The organism is Sulfurimicrobium lacus (genome assembly GCF_011764585.1).
Lineage (GTDB): Bacteria > Pseudomonadota > Gammaproteobacteria > Burkholderiales > Sulfuricellaceae > Sulfurimicrobium > Sulfurimicrobium lacus.
Map to the genome: position 1 here is coordinate 2,275,878 of NZ_AP022853.1, position 25,310 is coordinate 2,301,187.

Genomic DNA, 25,310 nt, shown 5'->3' on the forward strand with positions numbered 1-25,310 from the left:
CTACTTCAGCAGGTATTCGAGCAACGGGTTGCGGAACAGCACGATGAGCACGATCACCAGCACGTAAATCGCCAGCGACTCGATCATCGCCAGGCCGATGAACAGCGTGCGCGTAATGGACTTTTCCGCCTCGGGCTGGCGCGCCATGGCATCCAGCGCCTGGGAGATGGCGCGCCCCATGGCGAATGCGGGAGCGATTACGCCGATGGAGATCGCCAACAGCGCGCCACCGGTGGAAAGCAGGGTAAACCAGGTTATCTTGTCCATCGATGATTACTCCTTATGATTAAGTTCATGTGATTGCAGGGCGCCGGCCACGTAAACCAGTGCCAGCGTGCCGAAAATATAGGCCTGAACCAACGCCTCGACGATGTGCAGCATGAGGAGCGGTATCGGCGCGAGAAAACCGGCCACCAGCAGCACCAGCAGCGCCGCCATCTCCAGGCTCATCATATTGCCGAACAGGCGCACCGCCAAGGCCAGGGTGCGGGTGACCTCGCCCAGCAAGTGAAACGGCAGCAGGATCGGGTTGGGGTCGAGATAATGGCGCAAATAGGCCCTGAGACCGTCGATGCGGATGCCGAACCAGTGCACCGAGAGGAACACCAGCATGGCCAGCGCCACCGTCAACGACAGGTCGCCCGTGGGCGAGCGCAGGCCCGGCACTAGGCCCATCAGGTTGGCCGCGGCGATAAACAGCCACAAAGTGCCGATGAATGGCAGCAACCGCGCGGCGTTGCCTGGCGCCGTGTCTTCAATCGCCTGCTGCAAGGCAAGCACCGTACCTTCCAGTGCCATTTGCAGGCGCGAGGGCGAATCTACGCTCAGACGCCGCGTACCGAACCAGGCGAGCCCTACCAACAAGGCCATCAGCAGCCAGGTAGTGAGCACCGTGGCGCCGATGTGCAGCGGCCCGAGGTGAAAAGCCAGCAGCTCCAAAAATTCCGGTTTGCCCATTTTCAGTTTTTCCGGATATACAAATATACGTTCATGCCACCGACGAAAACCCCCGTCACCAGCAGACTCACCGTCCATCGGTAAGAATAGCCTGCCAGCAAACTGTCGATCCAGTGGCCGAGATAGGCGCCGCCCACCACCGGCAGCACGAACAACAGCGCCAGGGTACCGAGAAACACACTCTGGGCGAGCAGCGTCGGCCTGTCCTTCTCCGCCTGAACCATACGCCTGGCCTGTTTCTCGATGTTCTGCCGCAAACGTTCGCCGTTTTCCATCACTCCACTCCCAGTTGCGCCAATCGCCTGAGCATCTCGGCTTCCAGCCGGTGCAGCTTGCGCCGGGTCTGTTCCAGCGCCTGTTCCTCTTCCAGCAATTCGCGGGTGATGGCCTGGGCGATGCGCTCCACATCGGTGTCGCGCAGATAGCGCCGGGTGGAAATGCGCAATTCGTTGTCAACGAAATACAGCAGCCCGCCGGGAAAGCCAAGATATTCGTGGCTGCCATCCGCCATCAGCAGGCGCGCCAAGCCGAAGGTAAGCGCGGTCATGAAGCGCTCGTGCCGCGCCAACAGGCCGAAGCTGCCGCTTTTGTCCTCGCCGGTGAAGCTCGCTACGTTCTCGATGCTTTCATAGCGGTCGGTGGCGAAAAGATGCAGGGTGAAAGTATTCATGCTGAGACATCCATGGCACCACGCATGTAGCAGCGCTCCTCGGGCAAGTCATCGTACTCACCGCGCAGGAAGGCCTCGCAGTCGGCCAGCGTCTGCGTGAGCGTCACCGACACGCCACTGGCGGCGTTCTGCGCCGTCATGGCGTGGAAAGGCTGGGTGAGATAGCGCTGCAAGCGGCGGGCGCGCTGCACCACCCGCCGGTCGGCCTCGGAAAGCTCTTCTATCCCGAGCATGGTGATGATGTCCTCCAGCTCACGGTAACGCGCCAGGTGCTCGCGCACGTCATGGGCCACTTGATAGTGGCGGTCGCCGAGAAAATGCCGGTCCATGAGATTGCTGCCCGAGGCGAGCGGGTCAACCGCCGGGTAGATACCCTTGGCCGCCTGGGCGCGGGACAGGATCACGCGCGTGTCGAGATGGGCCAGGATGGCGCCCACGGCAGGGTCCGTCATGTCGTCGGCGGGAACGTAGACCGCCTGCACCGAAGTGATGTTGCCGAGCCGACTGGAGACGATGCGATCCTCCAGTTCCGCCACTTCCGACGGCAAGGTCGGCTGGTAGCCCACGGTAGCCGGCATGCGCCCCAGGAGTCCAGACACTTCGGAACCCGCCTGCACGAAGCGGAATACGTTGTCCATCAGGAACAGCACCTCCTTGCCCAAGGTATCGCGCAGATACTCGGCATAGGTGAGCGCGGCCAGCCCGACACGGAAACGCACCCCCGGCGACTCGTCCATCTGGCCGAACACCAGCACCGCGTTGGCCAGCGCGCCGTTGTCGCCCATCTCGTGCCACAGCTCATGTCCTTCACGGATGCGCTCCCCTACCCCGGCGAACACCGACACCCCGCCATGCAACAGAGCCACCGCCTGCATGAATTCCATAATCAGTACGGTCTTGCCCACCCCCGCGCCACCGAACAGCCCAGTCTTGCCACCGCGGATGAAGGGACAGAGGAGATCGATGACCTTGATTCCGGTTTCCAGGATGCCGCTAGAAGGCAGCGTGTCGGACAACAACGGTGGCGGCGAAAGCAGATTGCGAAATTCGTTTGGCGCCAACGGCGCTCCGCCGTCCAGAGGCTGACCGAAGGCATCCAGCAGCCGCCCCATGCATTCAACAGATACCGGCACCCGCAGCGGCGCACCACTATCGAATACCGGCGTGCCGCGCTGAAGCCCCGCTGTGCGGGAAAGGGCAATGGCACGCACCTGGTGCGGATCGAGATGGTGCAGCACTTCCAGCACCGCGCTGCCGCCGTCGATGGCCACAGTGAGTGCCCGGTGCAAGGGCGGCAGCGTCTCGCAGATAATGTCCACTACCGGGCCGTGTATTTCGACTACGCGACCGACAGAAACAGGCAAAGCGTGCACTGCGTTATTCATTCATCCCCCACCTGACCGGCGGCGTTCATCGGCACCACAAAGACTGGTGCGAAACCACCGCCGGGCGTGCGAAAGTTGGTAGTCTGCCCCGAATATAGCCGTGCTGCAACAAGCTGGATATTGCCGCCGTAGACATAGGCGCGAACGTCGAGCTTCAGGTCGACTGCTGTTCCATCCACCTGGGTCAAACGTTCGCTTGGTGGAGCGATGGTTTGCGCCACGTAATCCCCGGTGAGGATTTCCTGCCACACCCGCTGGGTCAGCTTGTCGCCACGGTAAGCTGCCTTGCTGCCGTAACCGGATGCCGGCTTGAAGAAAAGTTTGCGGCGTTGCGCCCAGAGTTGGTCCGCCCGTTCTGGCACGACCTGTTCGGTATGCGGAACACCTGCCAGCAATGTTTTCCGTAGCGCCAGCGGCACGCCCAGTCGAGTGAGCGCATGGTCATCGCTCAAAATCGCCAGATTGCACTTGTCCGCATACAGGGCATGGGCACGCGGATGCGGCGTCAACACCACGGCACCCGCCTCGTAAGCCTGGCGCAGTGCAGCGTGAAGGGGATCCTGGAGATAGAAATCAGTGAGCCGGTTGTAGACCATGCCGACTATCTGCCCGGCGTGCCACAGTCTGCCTTCACGCCATTCCAGCTCACCTGCATCACCAATCACCGCCACCGCGTCGAATCGCGCAAACAGGCGTTCGAACAGCTGAAATTCGGGATAGAGATACTGGCTCGCGGGGTCATCATCCACGATGACGATGCGGCCCAAGGGCGTGTCGCCGCGCTGGCGGTGCCATTCTTCGACAAACATGGTGAAAAAACTCTGCTCCAGTTGCATAAGTTCTGTGGGCGGCCGAAACGCCCATTCCATTTCCCGGCAACAGGCCTGCTGGGCGCGCGCCAGCACGGCGTTGAGCAGCGCGCCGCCGGCGTTGGTGTTGATTTCGATGAGTTGCGGGCCCCGCGCGCCGAGATGAAAATCGAAGCCCATGAATGCGCCTTGGGGGCCGTGATCCAGACTTGCAATCGCAGGCGCGCAAACGAGCGTTGCCGCCTGATATTCCGGCAGCGCCACCACACGTTCAATCGCAGCGATAATGTCCGTCATGCCCTGGTACTGTTCAGGCGAAATGAATACCGTCGTGGCAGAAAAAAGATTGGGACGGCTACGCGCAATTTCTTCATATAGCCCCACGAGCGAAGGATCCACTTCCAACTGGCGGCGCAGACGCTCCGGATCGAGGGTGCGGCAGCCGCAGCCGCGATTTAGGCTTTGTGCGGTAACAGGCGTTTGCATGTGCTGGCTCATGGAATTTTTGGCGGATGAACGAGTTCAAGGAACTGGAACCATGCGACGCTTGTATCTCCGCGCATCACAACAGTTCCTCCGGCGCCAGCGTGCCGAGCAGGCCGGCGATCATGCGCCGCCACACGCTCGCCAGCGGTTCGCTGCCATAACGCACCAGCTTGCCGTCCTCGCGGCCGACCCAGACAAGCGCGGCGTTCTTGTTGCCGAGTTCGGTCAGCTCCACGCGAAACGCTTGTTCGGGCGCAGAGGCCTCCTCGAACAAGGTCGCAAGCTGGGTGCCCAGCACCGTGCTCTCGATCAGTATGCCAATCTCGGTATTCGACTGCCGAGAACGCGGATCGAGATTCATCGAGCCGATCAGTACGGATTTTCCATCCACCACTACCGCCTTCACGTGCAGGCTGGCGCCCGAAGACAGCCCGGGGCGGTATTTGCCGGATTGTCCGACACGAGGCCGCATCTCATGCAGCCCCACGCCACACGCAATCAGCCTGGGTCGATAGCGCGTATAGCCAGCGTGCGCCACAGGAACATCGGTGGATGCCAGGGAATTGGTCAGCACGCGGACGTGAACTCCCCGCTTGACGAGGCCGCAAAGCAAATCCACTCCGCGCGCAGATGGGATGAAATAGGGCGAAATCAGGATCGTCTCATGCTGCGCGTTTTCGACAAGCCGACGGATGGCCATGGCAACGGGCCGGCCTTGTTTGGCAGTACCTACATCAGCCAGCGCAGGCACGTGTGTGTCATATACTGTGGCGGGCGCGGGCACGAGCGGGAACCGGCCGGCGCGCACCAGGGGCCCGATTCCGCTCGCGCGCAGCGTGCGTGCATATTCCGTGGCGTGGAAACGCTCTGCGTGTGCCGCCATCCGCGACAAGGCCAGTTCCAGTTGTGCAGCGCCCGGAGGCGTGTCAAGAAATGCGGCAATCGGTATTGCCGATTCACTGTTCCAGTATTCGTCGAAACTGCGCGACATCTCCATCACCACCGGGCCGGCCGCGAGCACGTCGAGGTCAGCGAAATCGTTGTCCGTGCCCACGTTGAAGTAGGCATCGCCCAGATTGCGCCCACCGATTACCGCGACCGCATTGTCGGCGATCCACAGCTTGTTGTGCATGCGCCGGTTGAGACGGGCGCTGTCGCCGAGCAACTCGAACATCCGGGATATGCCCAGCGGACCGCGATAAGTAAAGGGATTGAAGACACGGACCTGGACATTCGGATGCGCCGCAAGGGCGGCGAGATCGAAATCCCGGCCGACCGCGTATATGTCGTCGATCAGCAGCCGTACCCGCACGCCACGCTGTGCCGCGCGTAGGGCCCGGTAAAGCAGCAGCGTGGCGCTCGCATCCTCCGCCACGATGTAATACTGCAGGTCGAGCGTGCGTTCGGATGACTCCGCCAGCGCCGCCCGGGCAAGAAAGGCCTCCTGCCCCGAAACAAGCAGGTGAAAACCGGACAGCTCGGGAGATGGCCCGATTTGCTCGGAAAAGGCGCGTCCTAGCGAGGTTTCTTCCGGATGGCCAATTGCAAATGACGGCGGACGCGGGGACGCGGCGCGGTAAGTCGAGCAGCTCATGGAGATCGCCGCCACCACGATCGCGAGCGTCAGACGCAACATCGCCATGCGGCTTGACCAAGCGACGGAAGCCATAAGCCAATTGAGGCAGTTTGGGCGCCTGCTGCGGCCGGAACACCCAGCAGCGCGCGGCAAACCAGCTTGGGTTTCATGTTTTGAACCCATGTCTCAGGCCGCCGCCTCAGCGCGCCACTGGCACGAGCAGCACCGGCGCGTTGGCGTGCCGCGCAACCTCATGGCTGACACTGCCCAGGAACAGTTCGGGCACGAACCCCCGGCCCTGGCTGCCCATCACCACCAGATGGACGCCGCGCGCTTTCGCAACATTTACGATCTCCAAAAATGGCTTGCCGGCGCGCAGCTCGATGTCCACATCGGCTACCCCCTTGGCCACCAGCCGCGCCTTGAGTTCCTCCAGACGGCCATGGTCGATGGCATCGAATTCCGTCAGACGCTGGGCGAGATGGGGCGCGAGGCGCGCGGAGTCCTGCACGTGCATCAGGGTAATGCGGCGGGTGCCGGCGGCTGCCATGTTCTCGACCACGGTGAAAGCCAAGTCGGCGTTTTCGGAAAAGTCCGTGGGGAACAGGACGTGGGCGGCGAGGTCGCAGCCGGCGGGCAGCACGCACACCTCACCGGTGTCCTTGTTACGCTCCAGACGCATGACCAGGATGGGCTGCCCAGCGCCATGCAGCACCTCGCTGGCCACGCCCCCCAGCAGGGCCTCGCCGAGCATGGAGTGGCCGTGGGAACCCACCACGACCAGGCCGTAATCCTCCTCGCGGGCGATGCGGTTGACCTCGCTCTTGGCGAAGCCGGGCACGATGCGGGTTTCCACCTCGAAGCCCTGCCCTTCCAGCCTGGCTTTCTGCCGTGCCAGGTAATCGTCAAGTACGGAGGTGGTGTAGGACAGGGCTATCGAGGTGGCCTGCTGCATGTCCAGGCATTGCAGCAGCAGGGCGTGGCTGGCACCGAGAACGCGCAACCCGGCGAGACAGCCCACCACCGCGTCGGAGGCGGGCGAGAGATCGGTGGCGACGATAAAGCGTTCGAACATGGTGTTCTCCTTGTGATAAATGGCCTGGTTCAGGACAAAAGGACGCATTGCTGCTTACGGTGGCCGGCGCCAAGCGGCGCATGCCGAACCAACGCATGCCGCTGGTTCCCGATCAGAATACTGGCGGCCGACAGGCTCATTCGACCTTTCCTTTCAGCATCAGCGCCAGCCCGGTGCCGGTGACCAGCGCGGCGCCCACGGTCCAGGCCAGTACCGCGATCAGACCGGTGCGGTAATACCAGGTGGAAAGACTGGCGGCGATAAAGCCGATCTCGCTGGCGCCAAAGACGATGGTGAGCCAGAACTGCAGCAGTGTCATGTGGCGCTGGGAGCGCGTGGTAATGGTAAAACTCACCGCTTCCAGCCGCTCCATCACCGCATCGTATATGTCCTCGACCCCGAGCAGCCGCTCACCATCCGCAGTAACGGCATCGCTGAAGCGGGTGGCATTGGTGATTGCGCCGTAGTATTCCTCCAGGCCGTCGATCACTTCCTGCTTGAGTGTGATGAGCTCCTCGACTGACTTCGGCATGTGGCGCGACAGCCGGTCATAGAGGTGTTGCAGCACCGCGTGTTCCAGCAGCAGTAGTTCCAGCGTAACGAGAAAAGGCAGGGCGCTCTTCGGCGGCAGGCCCGCAGGTGGCACATCCCCGGCAGCGCCTTCCTGGTCATGCAGATCAAGCCCGCTACGGCGCGAGAGCAAGGTCATGCCGCCTTGTCTTGCACAGTAGTCACGGGACAGTTCCTCCGCCACAACTCCGGGCTTCAACGCCCGCTGTGATCGGTCGAGCAACAGCAGGCGCACGAGGTCCGGCCCATTCTGATCGATGAAGGCGGCCAGTGGCTGTTGCCGCAAACGCAGCAAGATCAGCGGGAGATACAACCCCGACCAGGTGACCTTGCCGGTGATTTCGTGATTGACCGAGCCAAGAAACCGCCACAGACGCACGATCAGTCCGTCTTCAGCTTCCGAGTCGAGCCACGCTATCCAGCGTGCGGCGTCGAAAGACTGGGATGGCGCAGGCAGCCAAACCTCCCACAGTGCCACGCCCGACTTGTGGCTGAGCAGATAGACGTCGGCATGTGCGGGAGCTTCATCCGCGAGCCCTTCCAGCACGATACGGCCCAACGGCCAGCGGGTGATGCGCCGCGTCTCCAGAAAAGCCGCGCCCAGCAGCCGCCGCTCGAACTCGGCCAGTCCTTCCAGGTAGACACGCGCGTCATCGGCCGGAATGGGCACCACGCCGGGATGCGACCCGGTGAAGCCCTTGAATGCGCCTTTCAGGCGGACAGAGAACAGCAGGATGAAGGCCGGATCGACGAGGAGCGCTTTCCGCTCTGCGTTCATTCCGACAGCTCCCCGGCGCTGATCGCGCCGCCATCGCGGTTTTCAAACCAGGCGCCCAAACGGAAGCCTGCGAACGCCAGCCCGGCCAGCGACAACAGGATCAGCCAGGTCGGCAACCCCGTCAGCGCGGCAAGCGTCTGGCCCTTGGGGCCTTGCGCAGCCATGTATATCCCCTGCAGCGCCTTGAAGTTTGCGGCAAACAGGGTCGTGCCGATCAGCATGCCCAGCATGAAGACCAGGGCATCGACCCGCCCGGTAAACAAACCGACCACGGAAGTGCCGGGACAGTAGCCGCCGATGGCCATGCCCGCGCCCAGCAGGGCACCACCGATGGCCATGGCCCAGAAAAATGTAGTTTGAATCTTCAGTGCATCGAAGCGCAACCAGCCGATGACGTCGAATAGCCACAGGCCAGCCGCGGCGACGACGATGGCGGTGAACATGACCTTGAACACACTCCAGTCGCGCAGCGTGAATTGCGCAGTCAGTTTGCGCGGGCTGCCGAGGCCGGAAACCTCGAGAAAATAGCCAAAAAAGAATCCGGCCACGAGCACGGCCAGCATGCCGCTGCTTTCGAGGGGGAAGTTCATTGCCATATCCTCCGTGTCAGCGCCGACAGAAAGAGACCAGCAGAAAAAAAAGCAATCAGAAAGACAAACGCAGCCACCGCCAGCGTTGCGCCGCCTGACAATCCCAATCCGCTGGTGCATCCGCGTGCGAGCGGTGCGCCAAAGCCGGTGAGCACGCCGCCGCCCAGAGCCAATGCCAATCGGGCTGGCACGCCGGTACGCGGCCCGCGTTCGATCTTCCACTGGAAGCGCCTTGCAGTGAGGCTGCCTACCAGCGCACCGAGCGCCACGCCAATAATTTCCCAACTGATCCATTCATTGAGCGGATGGCCTTTGCCGAGATAGGGCTTGAAATAAGCGTTGACCTCTGCCCACACCGGATTGGCTATGTCGCTCAGCCATACCACCGTGCGTGTGAAAAAACCGTTCGCGCCCAGACCGTGGCCGGTGAACAGAAACATGGCCATCAGCGCCAGCCCCAGCCCGATGCCGGCGGCCAGCGGCGGCCAAAAGTTTTGTGCTTGCCTGTCGTCCATGCTCAGCTCCTGTCAATGTGCCTCCGGCACGTTCTTGTAATCGTTGTCGCGGCGCTGGCCCATATCCTTGCAGGGTGGCTCCGGCCAGACGTAATCGGGATTGTCGGTCACATCCACCGATTCGATGGCGGGCCTGCTCACCAGCTTCTTCGCATAGGCCCATTGCACGTCCTGGAACAGGTCGATGTCGGACGGCTCGAACTTGCCCGATTCAATCTTCTTCATCTGGGTGCGCACGTCCTTGGGATAGGTGGCGGCGTTGATGACTACGCGCACGGTCTTGCCGGAGGAGACGCGCTTCACCACGAAGTCACTTTCCTTCAGCTTAGGGTCGATCAAGTGCGAGCCGAAGCGGGTGCGCGCGCCGGTGAGGTAGGACGCCACGTCGCCGCCACAAGCAGAGTTGTTGGAGGCGATCATCAGGTCGGTGCGGTCGATGACGCCATCCGGGAACAGCCGGTCGAAAGCCACACGCAAGGCCGTTGCGCCCTCCACCAGGCCGCCGCAGAAGTGGCCGTGGAACTTGATCAGGTCCTTGATGGTGATGATCTTGGGTTCGCTGGCGTAGCGGCCGTACTTGTTGACCGTATCACGCACTTTGAAAACCGGCGCGTGCGGCGCATCAGCCAGCCATTGTGGGAAATACCAGTCAGGAGCACTGTCAGCGGGCGGCACGGCCCAAACCGGGGCGGCGAGGAAAAGCAGGAAAGCGAACAGTGTTTTCATGGAGGCACCTCAGTGTCAGGGTTATTCGAGTCCGAAGGAATCGATCACGACATGTTCCGCAGTAATACCCACCTCCTGCAACGCATCGACAACAAACGGAATCATGCCCGGCGGCCCGGCGACATAGGCATCGTGGCCGGCGAGGGGCAAAGGGCTCTGGCGCAAGGCATCTGCGACATTACCCTCCACCACCATCACCACGTGTGGGATCCGGAAAGCATCGAGGCCGCGCTCGGCGGCGAGCATGATATGCAGGTTCGGGTGTTGGTGAGCCCAGGCGACGATCAAGCCCACGGCATAGCAATCATTCATATCCCGCATCCCCCAGAACAACTGCATTTCGCGCTGCGGCATGAGCTTGAGCTGCTGCTCGATCAGCGCCTTGACCGGTGCGAAGCCAGTGCCGCCTGCAACGAACAGCAGCGGCCGGTCGAGCGGCGAGCGCATGGTGAAGTGTCCCAGCGGGCCACGTACCTGCACGAGGTCGCCTTCCTTCATGCGCTTGAATGCCCAGTCGGAGAGGCGGCCGCCTTCTACCTGGTGAATGTGGAGCTCAATGCTGCCGTCGTCGCGCGGGGTGTTGGCAATGGAATAGGCGCGCGAAAGATAGGGGCTGCCGGGAATCCAGACTTCCACATACTGCCCAGGCGCGAACTCGCAGAAGCACTCGCCGCTTGTAACCGGCGCCAGCCGAACTACCAGGATGTCGGGTGTCTGGCGGTAGATGTGATCAACCCGGAGTTCGACCATGCGGTCGGGATGGGGCATCTGCGACGACCAGGCAAGCTGGTCATGGCGTGCGATCAGGTCGTCCTCGATGGCGTGGCGCACCTCGGGTTTTGCTTCGAGCGCGAACACCGTTGAGAGTGGCGGAAAGCGGATCGCGTGCGTCGGGCAGGTATTGGCGCAGGTGGTGCAGCCGACCATGCAGTTGAGCGGGTCGACCACCACGCTTTTCTTGCGCTCATAATCGAAGCGGTAAACCAGGCGGCTGCAACCGGTGACGCAGGTGCCGCAACCGATGCAGGCGTCCTCGATCACCGTCGGATTCCAGTTGATCTCTTCGCGCGGCACACCGTGCCAGGGTTTCATGAATTTTGGATCGGGCACACTGTTCTCCTTGATGGCGTCAATTCTTTATCAACTTCATATGGCCGGTGCGAACATCCGCCTGTTTATTTCATCCCGCTGTTCTTTGGTGGGTAGCGGCGACGCCTCGATGGCCCGCGCGGCGTGCAGGTCGGCGCGGCCGAATTCGTCGATAACCAGCCAGCTGTAGGTTTCATTCATGACCTGTTGTGGTCTGTCGTCTTCCATGCGCACATACCAGTCGGCCAAGCGCAGGGTTTGCCCGGCGAATTCGCTGGTGATCGCTCGGCCTTCGATCAGGTCGACATAGCAATCGTGCAGTATGGGTAGCACGTCCGTGTTGGTCAGGAAAAATTGGTAATTCTTGTGGTGCGGGTGAAGACCTGCCCGTCGACGCCCGTATTCGCCTTGCAGGGCTTCCACCTGGGTCAGCATCTCATCCACGGCCTCCTGCCCCGATTCAGCGCCCAGCTCGTCCCGTTGCAGATGCAGGCGCTCGCGCAACAGACCGAGTACTTCCAGCGCGCCATTGATGCGATTGATCTCCTGTTGCAGATCACGTTCTAACATGATTTGAACCTCCTGAGTGGTGAAGCCGTCCTCTGGCGCCTGGGCCATTGTAGACGCCTACATGTGGGTGGACAGCTACAGCGCGATGTCCGGCTCGAAATCGAAGCGATAGACCAGACGGCTGCAACCGGTGACGCAGGTGCCGCAACCGATGCAGGCGTCCTCGATCACCGTCGGATTCCAATTGATCTCTTCGCGCGGCACACCGTGCCAGGGTTTCATAAATTTCGGATCAGGCATGTTGTTCTCCTTTGAGTGCCGGATTGCCTGTTTCCCGGTTCGCCATCAGATACAGGACGGGCATCAGGAACAGAGACACGAAATTCTCCATCAGCAGACCGCCGATGGCGGCGATGGCCATGGGTTGCAGCATATCGCCACCGGCCTCCAGCGCCAGCGCCAGGGGCACCAGGCCGATCAGAATGGCGGTGGTAACCATGATGCGCGGACGCAGGCGCAGCTTCGCCGCTTTGAGCACCGCGTCTCGCACCGGCAAATTATCTTCCTCCTCCAGCACCCGGGCATAAGTGAACAGCAGCACCCCGGCGTTGACCACCGCCGCCAGGACCACCAGCACACCGATAATGACAGTGGCGCCAAGCGGCTTGCCGGTGAGCAACAACAGGCCCGCGGAGCCCGCCAGACAGAAAGGCACGCTGCCAAGGATGAGCGCGGGCAGTTTTACGCTGTTGAACTGCACAGCCAGCACGATGAAGGAAAAGAACACCGCGAACACCAGAATCAACAGGACGGAGCGGGTCATCTCGCTCATCATTTGCGCCTGGCCGCCGTAGGAAAGTTGATAGCCGGGCGGGACGGTTTCCTTGGCCATCGCCGACTGGAGTTCGGTCAGCGCCTCGCCCACGCTTACGCCGGCGGCATCGCCGCGCACGATCACCATCTTGACCTGATCCTCGCGTACGATCTCCACCGGCCCGGTGGCGGGCAGCACTTGCGCCAGGTCGATGAGCCGCACGGAACCGCCTTGGGCGGTATTAATGCGTAAATTTTCCAGATCGCTGCGGTTGCTCACCCGTGCTTCCGGCACCATCACGCGGATGTCGTAGTCGTAATTCCCCTCGCGCAGGCGGGTGGCGACCGTTCCCGACACCAGTGTGCGCAGGGTATCCGCCACGTCGGCTACCGACACGCCCATCTCGGCCGCACGGGCGCGATCCACCTTGACCTGATACTCTGGCTTGGAGAGGTCCATGGCCACGTAGACGTTGGTAAAGTGTTTCAGCTCGTTCATGGTCTTGGCGATATTGCGCGCCATATCGAACAGTTGCGCCATGTCCGCGCCCTTGATTTTCACCTCGATGTCCGCATCGCCCAGTTTGCGCATGCCCTTGACCTTGGTTTGCGCAACCGTGATCTTGCCGCCCGGCGCCGGCACCTTGGCGACGATGGGGCGCAATTCGTCGATATATTGCCGGGTACTGATCGCGCGCGCCTCGCGCGGCAGCAGCTGAATGTTGATCTCGCCCTCGTTGGCGATCTCCAGGGTGACAGTCCCCACCGCTTTGCCGCCGGCCATGGAGAACAGGCTTTCGATGCGCTTGTCGCCGCCGATGCGCTGTTCGATGTCGCGCAGCACCCGGTCGGTTTCGGCCAGCGAGGCGCCGGTGGGCAGCTTGACCTTGACCAGGATGCGGCCGTCGTCCATCTGCGGCAGGAATTCGCTGCCCAGCTTGACCGCGGCGAACCCGCCCGCCACCGCGGCGACGATGAAAACGGCGAGAACCGGATAGCGATAATCGAGCATCCGCTCCAGCCAGCGTCCATAAGTCTGGGTGATGCGGTCGAACAGCGCCTCGAAGCGGCCCTTGGCTTGGACTTTCGCCGCCCGGCCAAGCAAGGTGGCGGTGAGCATCGGGGTAAGCGTGACGGCAGTGGCGAGGCTGATGAGTACAATTCCGGCGATGACCAGGATCAGTTCCCGGAACAGCAGGCTGACCAGCCCCGGCACCAGCAGAAAAGGCACGAACAGGGCAAGAAAGGCCAGCGTCGAGGCGACCACCGCCGGACCGATGTCGGCGGTTGCGGTGGTCACCAGTTCGTTGATCGGCTGTTCGGGGTGTTCTTCGCGCTGCCGCGAGATCGCCTCGATCACCAGGATGGAATTGTCGACCAGCACGCCAATGGCGATCACCAGTCCGCCCAGGGAAAAAATATTGAGCGAGAAACCGGCCACCTTCATGAGGCCGAAATTCATGATGAGAATGAGCGGCAGCGCCACGGCGATGACCACCACCTGCCGCCAGGAGCCGAGGAACAGCCAGACGATGAGCACCACCAGGATCGCGGCCTCCACCGCCGCGGTTTGCACCCCCTTGAGGGCATCCACGACATAGGTGCCCTGGTTTTCCACCATGCCCAGCGTGATACCTTGCGGCAGACCGGCCTTGATTTCGGCCAGGCGTTTGTCCACGGCGCGCGCCACCTCGACGGTGTTGGCGTCCGCCTGTTTGAGCACCGAGAGCTTGACAGCAGGCTGCCGGTCCAGGCGGGTAATGATGCGCGCTTCCCGGTGCGAGTCCACCACATCGGCTACGTCGCGCAGATAAACCTTGGCCGCCCCATCGCGCAGCAGCACGATATTGCGAATATCATCCAGCGAGGCGTATTCGCCCATCGTGCGGGCAATGATTTCCTGCGGGCCGACGGTCACGCGGCCGCCGAACTGTTCCACGTTTTCCTCGCGCAGACGCTTCAGCACGCCGCTGATGGTGAGGCCGTATTTTTCCAGCGCATCAGGCTTCAAGTGAACACGGATCTCGCGTTGCAGGCCGCCGACGATCTCGGTGCCTGCAACGCCGGGCACTGAAAGTATCTGGTCCTGCAGCCATTCGTCGGTCCAGGTGCGCAGCTTCACCAAGTCGAGGCGGTCGGAACGCACCGTCAGTTGCAGGATCGGGATTTGCGACGGGTCGGCCTTGAAAATCACCGGCGGGTCGATGTCCTTGGGCAGTTTGCGCGCCACCCGCGCCAGGGAAGCGGTGGCGTCCTGATAGGCGACATTGATGTCCACCCCGTAGCCGAAGTTGGCGATCAGGCTGTACATCCCCTCGATGGAGGAGGATTCGAGATAGTCGAGGCCGTCCACCGTCATCATCTGGCGCTCGATGGGGTCGGCCAGGCCGCGCTCGATTTCTTCCGGCGTGGCCCCGCTCCAGTAGATGTTGAGCTTGACCATCGGGTAAGTCATGTCCGGCAGAAAATTGACCGGCAAGCGCCACAGGCCGTAAAGCCCCAGCACCGCCAGCGCAAGCACGATGGCGCTGGTGGCAAGTCGGCGGCGCACCGAGTAGTCGGTGATCTTCATGGCTGCGCGGCCTTGGCTGTGGCCGCATCGGTAGAGGTCTTGGCCGCATCACCCGCTTTCTTGGCGCCAGTGTCCGGCAGTTTCACCGCCGCGCCGTCCTTGAGTTTTTCCTGGCCGGCGACGATGAGCTTATCGCCTGCATCGAGGCCGCTGACGATGCGCACCCGGCCATCCACCTCGATACCGGTTTCCACCTTGCGCCGTACCGCCTTGCCGTCCTTCACCACAAAGGCCGCAAAGCCACCGCCGGGAACCGCGACCAGGCTATAGGCCGGCACGGTTATGGCATCAGCAATTGTCTCTTTCACCAGGTAAGCGCGGGCAAACATGCCGGGCAGCAGCTTGGGCGCATCGGCGATGGTGACTTCAGCGGTGCGGGTATGGGTGCGGGTGTCGAGATAGGGATAGAGCCTGGTGATGCTGGCGGCAAATCGCTTGCCGGAATAAGCGTCGAGCTCGACCTGCGCCTTCATGCCCAAGGCCAGGCTGGCGGCCTCCTGTTCCGGCACCGCGAAGCGCACCATGAGACTCCCCGGATCATAGATTTCGGCCAGCGGCGCGCGAGGGGCGACGAAATCGCCGTCGCGCACCTTCACCTTCGACACCACTCCTGCCCAGGGCGCCACCACGGCGTAATCCTGCGTGGTCTCCCGCGCCTTGGCGAGCTGGGCACGCGCCCGAATCGCGTTGGCCGCCGCGATGTCGAGCTGTTCGCCGGGCAACGCGCCAGTTTCCACCAGGCGGCGGGTACGGGCGAGATTATCCTCCTCTTTTTTCAGATCTTCATTCAACGATGCCACCAGCGCAGTCGCACCTTCCCTGCGTCCGAGGTTGAGCACGGCCTGACCCTTGCCGACGGCATCACCCTCGCGCACCTTGGTACAGCAGATCGGACCTTCGGCGGGCGACGCCAATTGCGCGATGCGCCCCGCCTCCACCGAACCGGTGAGCGCGATAGTCAAGAGTAATGGCGCCTTCTTCACAATCTCCACCCGGACTGGCGCAGCTTTCTCGACGGCCTTGGCGGGCGCTGCGGCGTTTTCCGCCTTGCCGCAAGCGCCAAGGGCCAACAGGAAAATCAGGCCGGCAGCCAGAGGTGGCCTGGCGAAATTGCGATTCGATTTCATGGCAGATTTTCTCCTGTGGCCAGGGCCAGTTGAGCGGCGGCGGCATTGGCGTCTGCCAGCGCCCGGATGTGGTTGGTCTGCGCATCCAGCAGCGCCGACTGTGCATCCAGTACGTCCAGCGCAGTGCCGCGCAAAAGAGCGTATTTTTCCTGCTCGATGCGCAGGCTCTCCGTACCCAGGTCGATCACCTTGCCGGTGCTGGCGAGCCGCTCCAGGGCGGAAGCCATGTTGGTGTAAGCAGTTGCCACCTCCAGGCGGATTTGCAACTGAAGCTTGACCAGGCGTTCGCGCTGGGCGCCGAACTTGGCGTTCTCCTCGTCCACCCGCGCGTTGGTGCGGCCGCCTTCATAAAGCGGCATTTCAAAAGTAATCCCGATACGGGTCACGTCGTCGTTGGTCTGAAGCCCCGCCGGGTGCTGCGTCGGCTGATTCATGATGCGATTACCTACGCTGCCGACCAGATTGACCGTAGGCTGGTGACCGGCGCGCGCCGCCTCGACCCGTGCCATCTGCGCTTGGAAATCCGCGCGGGCAGCAAGTGCATCCGGACGGCGCGCCAAGGCTGCCCCGACCAGCGTTTCGAGGTCTCTGGTTTCGGCTGCGGGCGGGTTCAACGTCCCTGTCAAAACATAGTCGGCGCCCGCCCCCATCAGGTTGAGCAGCGCTTGCCGCTGCACATCCAGATTGTTCTTCTCCCGCAACAGGCGCTGGCGGATGTCGGCGAGCTTCACCTCGGTGCGCAGGGCATCCACTTTCGCAGCCTTGCGCCCGGCGATGAGCGCATTGACCCGTTCGAGTTGGGAGGTCAGCGTTTCGGCGGAAAAGTTGAGCGATTCGATCAGCCGCACCTGGGCAAGTTGACTGTAGTAGAGGCTGGAGACGTTATAGACCAGCTCGCCCCTGGAGCGCGCCAGGCGCTGTCCGGCGGAGGCTTCGAGAAGCTCCGCCGCGCGCATTTCGGCAGTGAGCCGTCCGCCGGTGTATAGCGGCAGGCGCAGCACCAGGTCGGCGGCCAAGATGTTGTCGCCGAATACGCCGGGCTCGCCGTTGTAACGCGCTGCGGTCAGGCGCAGATCGTCGCCGTAGCGGGTATAGCCGCCCTCGATGGTGATCCGTGGCAGGAGGGCGCCCTGCGCGGCCTGGGTGCGCGCCGCTGCCGCCTGTCCGTCGAACGACGTTGCGGCGACTTCCGGGTTATGCGCGAGCGCATAGGCAATCAGCGATTGCAGGGAGTTGCGGTCTTTTGCCAAGGGCGTTCCGGCAATGGTATTCGCCGCCAATTCCCCGGACTCGGCCTGCACGTGGCCGGGCATCAATGCCAGGAATATTGAAACAAAAACAAAGCCGGCATTCCGTCGAACACGCTGCGAAATAACTCTCCCGCCGATACAGTTGCCGCCCACCACATACCTCCTCAATGTCAAAACCCCGTAACGCGCGTTGCGTCACCGGTTCAAAGCCACCAACCAACCGCTTTTGCATGCAGTCGATACCGCCACTCTATCGGCGCAAGAATGCGGCTACGCGAGGCGGATGCAGGCTAGAAGCTGATGACCGTCGCCCCTTCCAGGGCATAGCGCACGAAAGCGTCCCGCGCGTATTCCAACGTGAAGCCCAGGTTCGTGAACTCCTCGGCCTTGCCCATTTTTTCCGCGATGTCGCGACACACATGTATCGGCACGCCGCTTTTCGCCAGGGAAACCAGGGTGTCGCGATAGTAGGCGTTAGCCGGATCGGCGAGCGCCTTCTCAGCAGAGCCGAAGACGTAGACTTCCAGTGCCACGCCATGCTGCTCCTTGACCTGGCGAATGCGTTCGGAAACGTGTGAGCCGGTGGCAAGCGAACTCTCGTCACCATGGAAGATATGTATGACCACTTTCTTGGACATGATGCCTCCTTATTTGGACAGGATTAAAAACAGTTTATACGCCGTCATCACCACGATCAGCACACCGAAAATCTGCTTCAGGCGCTTGCCGGAAACGAACAGGCTGGTGAGCCGAGCGCCAAGGAAGGAACCGACCGCGCCCACCACGACCAGAACGCCCCCGAGCTGCAAATCCACCTGCATGGTGGACAGGTGTGGTATGAGCGAAGAGAAGGAAGGCGGCGTCACGGCCACGGCGTTGATGCCGGCAGCGTGCTTGGGTTCATACCCCACCAGGATCAAAGCCGGCATCAAAAGAAAGCCGGGCCCCACGCCCAAGAGTCCTGCCAGGATCGAGATCGGCACCGCCAGCATGAGCGCGAGCTTCAGATTCGGCGCGACAGGCGCGGCCGCTGGATCCTTGGGTTTTTCCTTCTGGAACATGCGCCAGGCAAGATAGCCCACCGCGATGAGATAGATGCCCCACAGCCAGGTCTGGGCGGTGTACTGCGCGAGCCATGCGCCGAATGGCGCCACCACCGTCGTTACGGCCGCCAGCAGCAGCGCTTCGCGCCACGCCACCAGGCCGCTTTTGGCGAAGCCGAACACGGCAAACAATGCGGTCACGCCATTCAGGAACAGGCTCAGGGGCTGCACCTGGTGCACCAAGTCTGCCATGAAGAAGCCGAGAAATGGCACCGCCGCGAAGGCCACGCCCAAGCCCAGCATGCCGGAAGCCACCGAGAGGATAAATAGCCCGATTGCCATAATCAGAGTTGCGTTTTCCATGCTCATTCTCCGGGTTAGGCTAAAAAGCAGCCCGGCAGCAAGCGCCGCCGGGTGGAACTGCGCGAAAATTACTTGAGGAAGCCGCGCGCCTTCATGTTGTCGCAGCCGTAGCGAGAGCCCATGGCCGGCAGCGTCATGCCTTTCTCCTTGGCCCGTTCTTCCATTTGCTTGTAGTGCTCTTCCTGATAGGCCTTGCACTCATCGTAGGTCTTGAAGCTGCGCATCTTGGTCTGGTGTTCGGTGCGCTCGGCTGGGGTCATGAGCTGCCAGGCCCAGGTGTTGCCCTTGTTGGCGGCCCAGGGGCCTCTTGCCAGCGCCAGCCCGGAGGTGGAGAGAATGACGCCGGCCAGGGCGGCGGCGAAGACGGATTTAAGTTTCATAGTCTGCTCCTTTTCAAGTTGAATATCAAGGTGCTGCAAACTTTTTCACGCCCAGCCCTAAGCGGCTCACGGCGCCTTTAAACTATAGCACTTTTGCCCGAAGGCCACGCGGCACGTCGGCCTCTTCGCGCACGATCGCCCTGCCCGACTTCATCGCCACGACGGTCAGGCACCACAGGTTCGGCAAGGCCTGCACCGCAGCCCGCACCGCTTCCTCTGAGTCCGCATGGACGAGCGCGACGAGCCGGCGCGGATCGTGTGGGTGGGAAGCGACATGGACGACGAAATCCGCTTGAGGCGAGACATTCTCCGGAAACAGCCGGGCTGCAGCCGGATTGTCATTTCCGAGCACGATGATGGCATCCGGCCGGGCGGCAGATTCGTCGGCCATGGCGGCTGGGTTCAGCGCCTGCCATGGGCGGTGCGCGGGTTGTTGCCGTCCCCGTCCGCCGAAAAATTCGGGTCCGGCAAAGCGGGATGCCGTGTCGCCAATCTGCCTTTTCATCACCCGACCTTGCAGTCCGGCGAGCGATTCCACCAGCGGCGCATAGAGACCCGTACCTTGCGCGTCGGCGACGATGCCGATTGTCTCGCGGGTGAGCAGGCGCTCGATGGTAGGTGGATATTCCGCCTCGGCCAGGGTACGAAAAAGGTCGAAGCCCTCGTCCACGACGACTTCGACCGGTCGAACGGCAAAGGGCTTGCGCACGGTGAGTGCGGCCTTGCCGAGCCGTATCGTTTGCCGCGCCGAGGAACCATCGGCGAAACGGATGTTGATCGGCACGTTCAGGCGATAAGGCGGGGTGGACTGCCCGAGCGTGAATTCAAGCTCGAAACCTTCCGCCACAGCGACGGCACGCACACCGGACAGTGTCAGCATTGGCATATCGGCGCGCTGCAGCCACTGTGCAAAGAATGGCGCGAGGGAGGGGTCGTCTTGCGGCGCGAAAGCGCGCTCCACTTCTTTCCAGGAAGCAACGCGGAAGCGGTTTTCGGCCACGAAACGTTTCAGCCCCGCAAAAAAGCGCGCATCCCCCAGTTCTCGCCGCAGCATGTGAAACACCATTCCCGCCTTGGCATAGCCGATAAACTTGGAGGCACGGTCTCCCTTCTCCTCAAACTTCGCCAGCGGGTATGCCTTGCCGCGCGAGATGTTGTTGCCATACCCGGCGAGCATGCGCCGGCGGCATTTCCAGCCCTCGCCCGCTGCTTCCGCGGAAAGGTAATCGGCAACGTAGAGCGCCAGCCCCTCGTTCCAGTTGCCACTGCTGTAGTCGGTGAACACGCTGTTGCCGAACCACTGGTGGGCGATTTCGTGGTCGAGGGCGGTATCTTCCCAGCGTTCGGCGCGGATTTCGTCGCGCCCGAGCACGATGTAGCCGGCCAGGGAATGCGCCCCGGCTGGCGCGTGCTCCACCATTGAGAAACGCCGGTAGGGATAAGGCCCCAACAGGCGCTCGAAGCGTTGCAGGTATTCGGCGGCCTTGGCGAGGAAACGCTCGGCATGAGCGGCGTCCTCGGGCAGAAAATAGGCATACAGGTCGATGTCACGGTATCTGCCACGCTTGACCACGAAACGGTCGGATGCCACCAGGCTGATGCCCTCCGCATGGGGCAGCCGGTGCGGAAAATCGAAGCGGAATTCCATTCCGCCCGCCAGCACGCGGCGGCGGATGCGATCCGCCTCCGACACCGCCTCCCAGCCGGCGGGAAGCTGCGCCGTGAGGCGATAGCGGAATGTTCCCGGTACGACCGGGTACCACTCGCCAGAAAGGACAATGCCGCTTGGCGAAATCTGTTCCGCCCCTTCCAGCGGAAAGGTGGCTTCGTAACGGATCCGCACGCGGCGGTGCACGGACAGGTTAAGCGTTCCCTGATCGGCCTGCGGAAGAGAAATCGCTTTGCCGTCCACCTCGACCGCCTTCCAGACGAGATCCCCGCGCGGAATCGTCATCCTGGCCGGGCGCACAGGCATGATTTCCGCCTCACCCAGCACCCGGCCGCCCGGCAGATCGAAGGCCACGGCAAGACGGTATTCCGCGCTGGCCGCACTCACAGCCGGCGCGACAAGCAGGCACAACAGTACCAGCAGGCGGCGCAGCACGATCGACGGGGCGCCGGGTTCAGGCATGGTCGTGCCCATGCGGCTCATCCCCGGCCGGTTTCGGAACAAGCCGCAACTGTAGGACGTGAATGTCGGGCTCCGGCTGCAGGGTGACGTGCCCGATGTCGAAGCGGTCATGCAAGAGCGTCCGACTGCTTTCCAGGATAGTCTGCCACTGGCGCATGTCTATCACCACCATGTGGGCAGAGATCATGATTTCATCCGAAGCCACGCTCCATACATGCAGGTCATGCACCGACTTCACGCCGGGCACACCGGCCAGCGCCAGCCCGATTTCCTCCAGCGAGAGATGCAGCGGCACGCCTTCCATCAGTCCATGCAGCGCCTGGCGCAGGAGGCGCAGGCTGGAAACCAGGATCAGCGCGCCGATTGCAAGCGACAGCAAGGGGTCGATAGGCGTCCAGCCGGTGAAGGTAATCACCACCCCGGCGATCAGCGCTGCCACCGATCCCAGCAGATCGCCGATGACATGCAGCATGGCGGCGCGCGTATTGAGATTCTGCGCCCCGCGCGAGAGCAGCCATGCCACCCCGATGTTGATCGCCAGCCCCAGCGCGGCGGTGAGCGAAACCGCCTCGCCCTGCACTGGTTGCGGCGCTTGCAGGCGAGTAACGGCGGAGACGGAAAGCCACACCACCAGCGCCAGCAAGCCCAGGCTGTTGACCAAAGCGGCGATAAATTCCGCCCGCCCCAGGCCGTAGCTATGCAGACGCGAGGCAGGGCGCCGAGCGATCCAGCCTGCCACGGCGGCAATCACCAGCGCCCCGGCATCGTTGACCATGTGCCCCGCATCGGCCACCAGCGCCAGCGAACCCGCCCACCAGCCGACCCCCGCCTCCACCCCCGCATAGCCCAGAGTCAGCGCCACGGCAAACCATAGCACCCGGCCTGTTGTTGCGCCGTTGGCGTGGTCATGATCGTGATGATGCGATGCGCTCATGCATTTTTCCCTTTGGTGAGTTGAGCGGCAATCCAGGTAAGCGCTACGGCCACGCCCAGCAAACCGAACGCCACTGGCAGGTTATTCAAGCGTTCCGGCGCGGCCAGCAGCAGAACCCCTAGCTCCAGCATCATGGCACCGGAGAGCAGCTTGAGCAGCCTGCCCTCCCGCTCTGTCAGCTTGCGTGCGCCCATGCTGCGCACGAAAGCCAGCACAATGAGCACCAGCGGGATCACGTAGATCAGGTTGTACAGGCCCAGATAAATGTAGCGCCCGGCAGGAGACACGCCGCTCAGGGTAAGCAGGCGGGTATAGACCATGGGAAAACCGGCCGTGCACAACAGCTCGTAGAAGTTGGCGGCAATCGCCAGAAATATGGTTGCTATCACCATCGCCGGGAGATTATCGGCACTGATGATAGCGCGGGCGCGGCGGTAGATGTCGGGCTTGCGCGATTCGGGAATGGACAGGCTCAACCCCTTTTCAAAAGCGAAAAAATCCTTGATGTTGACGGCACCGACAAACACCGCCAGGACGCCTGCCGCCAGCGTCACCCAGGCAAGGTTGCCGAGCAACTGGAACAGGCTCAGCCAGGCCGCCATGAAGGCGAAATACATCAACCCGGAGAACAGCACGAAGATGCCGCCGATGGCGAGCATGCGCTTCTTGCTCTTCTGGTGCACCAGCAGGGAAAGCAGGAACAGCAGAACGAAGAAGGCACAGGGGTTGAAGGCATCCAGCCCGGCAATGGCGATAGTCAGCAAGGGCAAGGAGAAGTGTTGCAGGTTCACCTCGCCCAGAATGGGAACGGAAAGTTTTTCTGCTACAAGGTTTGAAGTGGGCGCCGCATTGCCGGCGAGCGCGCCAGCATGACAAGCATCCAGGCGCCTCAACATTTCGGCGCCGGTGGTTTCAGCGTTGTGCCAGCCGACATGCATCTCGCCGCAGAACAGCAAAGCCGGAACCGAAGCCGCTTCCTGCCCGAGTTGCGCCGCCATTTTTTCGTACTGGCGGGTATGTTCGGGATGGCGCGTCAGCTCCAGGGAATGCAGCGTCAGCCAAGGGCGGGATGCGGGCATGGCCTCGATGAAGGGTCGCGCTTCCAGGCAGTGAGGACAGGTAGCCGACCAGAAGAAATAAAGCTGCACATGCATGCGGCCATCCGGGCCGGGTTTGACCCAGAGCTCGTCGGATTGGGCTGCTAATGGCAGCAACCAGAACAACATGGCAACTGCAAAGAGCACTCGGGCGAGGGATGTTTTCATGTCACTGAATTCCTGGCGCGAAAACGGCTTAAGAATGGGCATCCATATCAACATTCTGCCCTGCACCAAACACACTGACCCGATTCTTGCCATTGGATTTTGAAATGTACAGCGCTTCATCCGCCTGCTTGAACACGCCTTCGATCGAGGGGGCGTCCAGGCTGCTGTGGGTCACGCCGGCACTAGCGCCGATCTTGACTTCGCCCGCCACGCCACGCAGGTAGAGCGGTTGTGAAATCGCATCAATGGCACGTTGCGCGGCTGCCGTTGCAGCCGCAACGTCCACACACCCGTTAAGCAGAACGACAAATTCGTCGCCACCCAGCCGCGCCGCCATGTCATTGCCGCGATTAATCTGCATGAGACGCTTACCGACAATTTGCAGCACCTCGTCACCAGCATCATGTCCATAAGTATCGTTGACCGGCTTGAATCCATCCAGATCCAGCATGATGAGGCCGAATGGCTGCGCCTTCTCATGCCAGGCCTTGAACGCACACTCCAGGCCATCATGGAGGCTGACGCGGTTGGGCAGTTCCGTGAGCATGTCGCGATACGCCAGATTCTGCATGATCTGCTCGGTACGGCGGCGCTGGGTGATGTCTTCCACGGTCAGGATCGCCATCACGGGTTGCGCGTCTTCGTGCAAAATCAGCGACAACTCGCACAGAATAGGCAAACCATCCTTGTCGCTCAGCGCCACTTCCACCTTGTCGAGAAGCTTGTCGCTGGCATGCTGCAAACGCACCATCAAATCGTGCCAGACATGAGGTTCGCTCCAGATTTCGCAGTCGCTGAAACGCAAGCCATAACGCGCCCGTGAACCGAACATCCTTTGCCAGGCTTCATTGACGCTGACGATCATCTGGTTGTCGATGCGGATCACGGCGGCTGGTACCGGCATCACGCGCAGCAGGTCGAGCAGCCGGTTCTTCATTGAAAGCACGGCGGCGATCAGCGGCATCTCGCGCAATTTCCCTTCGGGAATGGGGTTTTCCATCAGGTTGCCCTGCATGATCTGCTCGGCCAGGTCGATCACCTGACAGCTTTCATAGCCCTCGCGGCGCAGCCAGATGGCGAGATACCCCATCATCCCGACAAACGGCAGGAAATAGGCCACATGCAGCCCAAACAGCGTCCAGAAGCGCGGCTCGTCAAACACGTAAACCGGCACGCCCAGTGTCTGCACATAGCCCAGCACCAGATGGTGCAGATAAATAAACACCGTGGCGGCGGCAATGGTGCGCCAGTCGCGGTAATACAGCAGAATGCCTATCAAACCAAATGCAGAAAAGTGCGCCTCGATGTCGCCACCGGTCTGGTGAATGATGAGCCCGGTGTAGGCCATGAAAGCACAGCCCATGTACAGGCGGGTAATCAGTGCGCCTGGTTGGCTGCGCATCAGTCCGAACGCCAGCGCCAGCGTGGGCAAACCAATCAGTAAGGCAGCCGCATAAGTGTTGCGATAAGGAGCGATGAGCAGGCAGACGATGAGCAGGAAAACATTCATGCCCACCATGATGCGATCGGCGCGTTCCCGGTAAGGGAGCAGCAGCGCATCGAAACCGGCTTCGGTGGCGAGAATGCGTGACAGGATAATCATGACGCGATGCACATCAGGCCGGCCAGCGCATCTTCACGCGCAAAATACGCCAGCACACCAAGTGCATATATGGCCCACATCACTATCCATGCC

At 62.0% G+C, this 25,310-nt stretch carries 25 protein-coding genes; all 25 read right to left on the reverse strand.

What is annotated here, in order from left to right; translation table 11 throughout:
* The 25 genes from atpE to SKTS_RS11340 all read right to left on the reverse strand — a co-directional run bounded on the left by atpE (nt 1) and on the right by SKTS_RS11340 (nt 25,217).
* Nucleotides 1–267 carry an ATP synthase F0 subunit C gene (gene atpE / locus SKTS_RS11220; RefSeq protein ID WP_173064731.1) on the reverse strand — a complete coding sequence of 89 codons (267 nt, stop codon included), beginning with the start codon at nt 265–267 and terminating at the stop codon, nt 1–3.
* Nucleotides 268–273: 6 nt separating this feature from the next.
* Nucleotides 274–957, reverse strand: a complete 684-nt coding sequence (locus SKTS_RS11225; protein WP_173064734.1) for a F0F1 ATP synthase subunit A — start codon at nt 955–957, stop codon at nt 274–276.
* Between the two features lie 2 nt (nt 958–959).
* Nucleotides 960–1,232 carry an AtpZ/AtpI family protein gene (locus SKTS_RS11230; protein ID WP_009207789.1) on the reverse strand — a complete coding sequence of 91 codons (273 nt, stop codon included), beginning with the start codon at nt 1,230–1,232 and terminating at the stop codon, nt 960–962.
* Nucleotides 1,232–1,627, reverse strand: coding sequence for a F0F1 ATP synthase subunit delta/epsilon (locus SKTS_RS11235; RefSeq protein WP_173064736.1), 396 nt, complete (start codon nt 1,625–1,627; stop codon nt 1,232–1,234). Before SKTS_RS11235 ends, SKTS_RS11230 begins: the two co-directional genes overlap by 1 nt.
* Complete coding sequence (atpD, locus tag SKTS_RS11240) at nt 1,624–3,012, reverse strand: F0F1 ATP synthase subunit beta (protein WP_173064739.1); 1,389 nt, start codon at nt 3,010–3,012, stop codon at nt 1,624–1,626. The genes SKTS_RS11235 and atpD overlap by 4 nt, the downstream gene beginning before the upstream one ends.
* Nucleotides 3,009–4,307 (reverse strand): hypothetical protein, encoded by a 1,299-nt coding sequence (locus SKTS_RS11245; RefSeq protein ID WP_244617315.1) that lies wholly within the window; start codon nt 4,305–4,307, stop codon nt 3,009–3,011. Before SKTS_RS11245 ends, atpD begins: the two co-directional genes overlap by 4 nt.
* Before the next feature lie 76 nt (nt 4,308–4,383).
* Nucleotides 4,384–5,976, reverse strand: coding sequence for a phospholipase D family protein (locus SKTS_RS11250; protein ID WP_173064745.1), 1,593 nt, complete (start codon nt 5,974–5,976; stop codon nt 4,384–4,386).
* 106 nt (nt 5,977–6,082) lie between these two features.
* Nucleotides 6,083–6,958: a universal stress protein gene (locus SKTS_RS11255; protein WP_173064748.1), complete on the reverse strand. Its 876-nt coding sequence runs from the start codon at nt 6,956–6,958 to the stop codon at nt 6,083–6,085.
* Between the two features lie 136 nt (nt 6,959–7,094).
* Complete coding sequence (locus SKTS_RS11260; RefSeq protein WP_173064751.1) at nt 7,095–8,306, reverse strand: hypothetical protein; 1,212 nt, start codon at nt 8,304–8,306, stop codon at nt 7,095–7,097.
* Nucleotides 8,303–8,896: a DUF6691 family protein gene (locus SKTS_RS11265; protein WP_173064754.1), complete on the reverse strand. Its 594-nt coding sequence runs from the start codon at nt 8,894–8,896 to the stop codon at nt 8,303–8,305. Before SKTS_RS11265 ends, SKTS_RS11260 begins: the two co-directional genes overlap by 4 nt.
* A complete protein-coding gene (locus SKTS_RS11270) occupies nt 8,893–9,411 on the reverse strand; it encodes a YeeE/YedE thiosulfate transporter family protein (protein ID WP_173064757.1) in 519 nt (172 codons plus the stop codon). Before SKTS_RS11270 ends, SKTS_RS11265 begins: the two co-directional genes overlap by 4 nt.
* A gap of 12 nt (nt 9,412–9,423) precedes the next feature.
* Nucleotides 9,424–10,137: a formylmethanofuran dehydrogenase subunit E family protein gene (locus SKTS_RS11275; RefSeq protein ID WP_173064760.1), complete on the reverse strand. Its 714-nt coding sequence runs from the start codon at nt 10,135–10,137 to the stop codon at nt 9,424–9,426.
* Between the two features lie 21 nt (nt 10,138–10,158).
* Nucleotides 10,159–11,247, reverse strand: a complete 1,089-nt coding sequence (locus SKTS_RS11280; RefSeq protein WP_173064763.1) for an FAD-binding oxidoreductase — start codon at nt 11,245–11,247, stop codon at nt 10,159–10,161.
* Nucleotides 11,248–11,283: 36 nt separating this feature from the next.
* Complete coding sequence (locus tag SKTS_RS11285; RefSeq protein ID WP_173064766.1) at nt 11,284–11,796, reverse strand: hypothetical protein; 513 nt, start codon at nt 11,794–11,796, stop codon at nt 11,284–11,286.
* Nucleotides 11,797–11,871: 75 nt separating this feature from the next.
* The gene (locus SKTS_RS11290) at nt 11,872–12,036 is read right to left on the reverse strand and encodes a 4Fe-4S binding protein (protein ID WP_244617316.1); all 165 of its coding nucleotides are present in this window, start codon (nt 12,034–12,036) and stop codon (nt 11,872–11,874) included.
* Entirely contained in the window at nt 12,029–15,121 is a 3,093-nt protein-coding gene (locus tag SKTS_RS11295; RefSeq protein WP_173064769.1) for an efflux RND transporter permease subunit, read from the reverse strand. The genes SKTS_RS11290 and SKTS_RS11295 overlap by 8 nt, the downstream gene beginning before the upstream one ends.
* Nucleotides 15,118–16,248, reverse strand: a complete 1,131-nt coding sequence (locus SKTS_RS11300; RefSeq protein ID WP_173064772.1) for an efflux RND transporter periplasmic adaptor subunit — start codon at nt 16,246–16,248, stop codon at nt 15,118–15,120. Before SKTS_RS11300 ends, SKTS_RS11295 begins: the two co-directional genes overlap by 4 nt.
* Nucleotides 16,245–17,561 (reverse strand): TolC family protein, encoded by a 1,317-nt coding sequence (locus SKTS_RS11305; protein WP_173064775.1) that lies wholly within the window; start codon nt 17,559–17,561, stop codon nt 16,245–16,247. Before SKTS_RS11305 ends, SKTS_RS11300 begins: the two co-directional genes overlap by 4 nt.
* Nucleotides 17,562–17,788: 227 nt before the next feature.
* Complete coding sequence (locus tag SKTS_RS11310; RefSeq protein WP_173064778.1) at nt 17,789–18,136, reverse strand: hypothetical protein; 348 nt, start codon at nt 18,134–18,136, stop codon at nt 17,789–17,791.
* A gap of 9 nt (nt 18,137–18,145) precedes the next feature.
* On the reverse strand, nt 18,146–18,904 hold the full coding sequence (locus tag SKTS_RS11315; protein WP_173064781.1) for a sulfite exporter TauE/SafE family protein: 759 nt from the start codon (nt 18,902–18,904) through the stop codon (nt 18,146–18,148).
* Between the two features lie 68 nt (nt 18,905–18,972).
* Complete coding sequence (locus SKTS_RS11320) at nt 18,973–19,284, reverse strand: hypothetical protein (RefSeq protein ID WP_173064784.1); 312 nt, start codon at nt 19,282–19,284, stop codon at nt 18,973–18,975.
* Between the two features lie 82 nt (nt 19,285–19,366).
* Nucleotides 19,367–21,427: a M1 family metallopeptidase gene (locus tag SKTS_RS11325; protein WP_173064789.1), complete on the reverse strand. Its 2,061-nt coding sequence runs from the start codon at nt 21,425–21,427 to the stop codon at nt 19,367–19,369.
* Entirely contained in the window at nt 21,408–22,349 is a 942-nt protein-coding gene (locus tag SKTS_RS11330; protein WP_173064792.1) for a cation diffusion facilitator family transporter, read from the reverse strand. The genes SKTS_RS11325 and SKTS_RS11330 overlap by 20 nt, the downstream gene beginning before the upstream one ends.
* Complete coding sequence (locus tag SKTS_RS11335) at nt 22,346–23,614, reverse strand: hypothetical protein (protein ID WP_188200228.1); 1,269 nt, start codon at nt 23,612–23,614, stop codon at nt 22,346–22,348. The genes SKTS_RS11330 and SKTS_RS11335 overlap by 4 nt, the downstream gene beginning before the upstream one ends.
* Nucleotides 23,615–23,642: 28 nt before the next feature.
* Nucleotides 23,643–25,217 carry a diguanylate cyclase domain-containing protein gene (locus tag SKTS_RS11340; RefSeq protein ID WP_173064795.1) on the reverse strand — a complete coding sequence of 525 codons (1,575 nt, stop codon included), beginning with the start codon at nt 25,215–25,217 and terminating at the stop codon, nt 23,643–23,645.
* Nucleotides 25,218–25,310 lie beyond the last annotated feature (93 nt).

What these genes read in the sequence shown, in the direction of transcription:
- atpE (WP_173064731.1), bottom strand. Translation starts at nt 267, where the DNA reads ATGGACAAGATAACCTGGTTTACCCTGCTTTCCACCGGTGGCGCGCTG.
- SKTS_RS11225 (WP_173064734.1), bottom strand. Translation starts at nt 957, where the DNA reads ATGGGCAAACCGGAATTTTTGGAGCTGCTGGCTTTTCACCTCGGGCCG.
- SKTS_RS11230 (WP_009207789.1), bottom strand. Translation starts at nt 1,232, where the DNA reads ATGGAAAACGGCGAACGTTTGCGGCAGAACATCGAGAAACAGGCCAGG.
- SKTS_RS11235 (WP_173064736.1), bottom strand. Translation starts at nt 1,627, where the DNA reads ATGAATACTTTCACCCTGCATCTTTTCGCCACCGACCGCTATGAAAGC.
- atpD (WP_173064739.1), bottom strand. Translation starts at nt 3,012, where the DNA reads ATGAATAACGCAGTGCACGCTTTGCCTGTTTCTGTCGGTCGCGTAGTC.
- SKTS_RS11245 (WP_244617315.1), bottom strand. Translation starts at nt 4,307, where the DNA reads ATGCAAACGCCTGTTACCGCACAAAGCCTAAATCGCGGCTGCGGCTGC.
- SKTS_RS11250 (WP_173064745.1), bottom strand. Translation starts at nt 5,976, where the DNA reads ATGGCTTCCGTCGCTTGGTCAAGCCGCATGGCGATGTTGCGTCTGACG.
- SKTS_RS11255 (WP_173064748.1), bottom strand. Translation starts at nt 6,958, where the DNA reads ATGTTCGAACGCTTTATCGTCGCCACCGATCTCTCGCCCGCCTCCGAC.
- SKTS_RS11260 (WP_173064751.1), bottom strand. Translation starts at nt 8,306, where the DNA reads ATGAACGCAGAGCGGAAAGCGCTCCTCGTCGATCCGGCCTTCATCCTG.
- SKTS_RS11265 (WP_173064754.1), bottom strand. Translation starts at nt 8,896, where the DNA reads ATGAACTTCCCCCTCGAAAGCAGCGGCATGCTGGCCGTGCTCGTGGCC.
- SKTS_RS11270 (WP_173064757.1), bottom strand. Translation starts at nt 9,411, where the DNA reads ATGGACGACAGGCAAGCACAAAACTTTTGGCCGCCGCTGGCCGCCGGC.
- SKTS_RS11275 (WP_173064760.1), bottom strand. Translation starts at nt 10,137, where the DNA reads ATGAAAACACTGTTCGCTTTCCTGCTTTTCCTCGCCGCCCCGGTTTGG.
- SKTS_RS11285 (WP_173064766.1), bottom strand. Translation starts at nt 11,796, where the DNA reads ATGTTAGAACGTGATCTGCAACAGGAGATCAATCGCATCAATGGCGCG.
- SKTS_RS11290 (WP_244617316.1), bottom strand. Translation starts at nt 12,036, where the DNA reads ATGCCTGATCCGAAATTTATGAAACCCTGGCACGGTGTGCCGCGCGAA.
- SKTS_RS11295 (WP_173064769.1), bottom strand. Translation starts at nt 15,121, where the DNA reads ATGAAGATCACCGACTACTCGGTGCGCCGCCGACTTGCCACCAGCGCC.
- SKTS_RS11300 (WP_173064772.1), bottom strand. Translation starts at nt 16,248, where the DNA reads ATGAAATCGAATCGCAATTTCGCCAGGCCACCTCTGGCTGCCGGCCTG.
- SKTS_RS11305 (WP_173064775.1), bottom strand. Translation starts at nt 17,561, where the DNA reads ATGCCCGGCCACGTGCAGGCCGAGTCCGGGGAATTGGCGGCGAATACC.
- SKTS_RS11310 (WP_173064778.1), bottom strand. Translation starts at nt 18,136, where the DNA reads ATGTCCAAGAAAGTGGTCATACATATCTTCCATGGTGACGAGAGTTCG.
- SKTS_RS11315 (WP_173064781.1), bottom strand. Translation starts at nt 18,904, where the DNA reads ATGGAAAACGCAACTCTGATTATGGCAATCGGGCTATTTATCCTCTCG.
- SKTS_RS11320 (WP_173064784.1), bottom strand. Translation starts at nt 19,284, where the DNA reads ATGAAACTTAAATCCGTCTTCGCCGCCGCCCTGGCCGGCGTCATTCTC.
- SKTS_RS11325 (WP_173064789.1), bottom strand. Translation starts at nt 21,427, where the DNA reads ATGGGCACGACCATGCCTGAACCCGGCGCCCCGTCGATCGTGCTGCGC.
- SKTS_RS11330 (WP_173064792.1), bottom strand. Translation starts at nt 22,349, where the DNA reads ATGAGCGCATCGCATCATCACGATCATGACCACGCCAACGGCGCAACA.
- SKTS_RS11335 (WP_188200228.1), bottom strand. Translation starts at nt 23,614, where the DNA reads ATGAAAACATCCCTCGCCCGAGTGCTCTTTGCAGTTGCCATGTTGTTC.
- SKTS_RS11340 (WP_173064795.1), bottom strand. Translation starts at nt 25,217, where the DNA reads ATGATTATCCTGTCACGCATTCTCGCCACCGAAGCCGGTTTCGATGCG.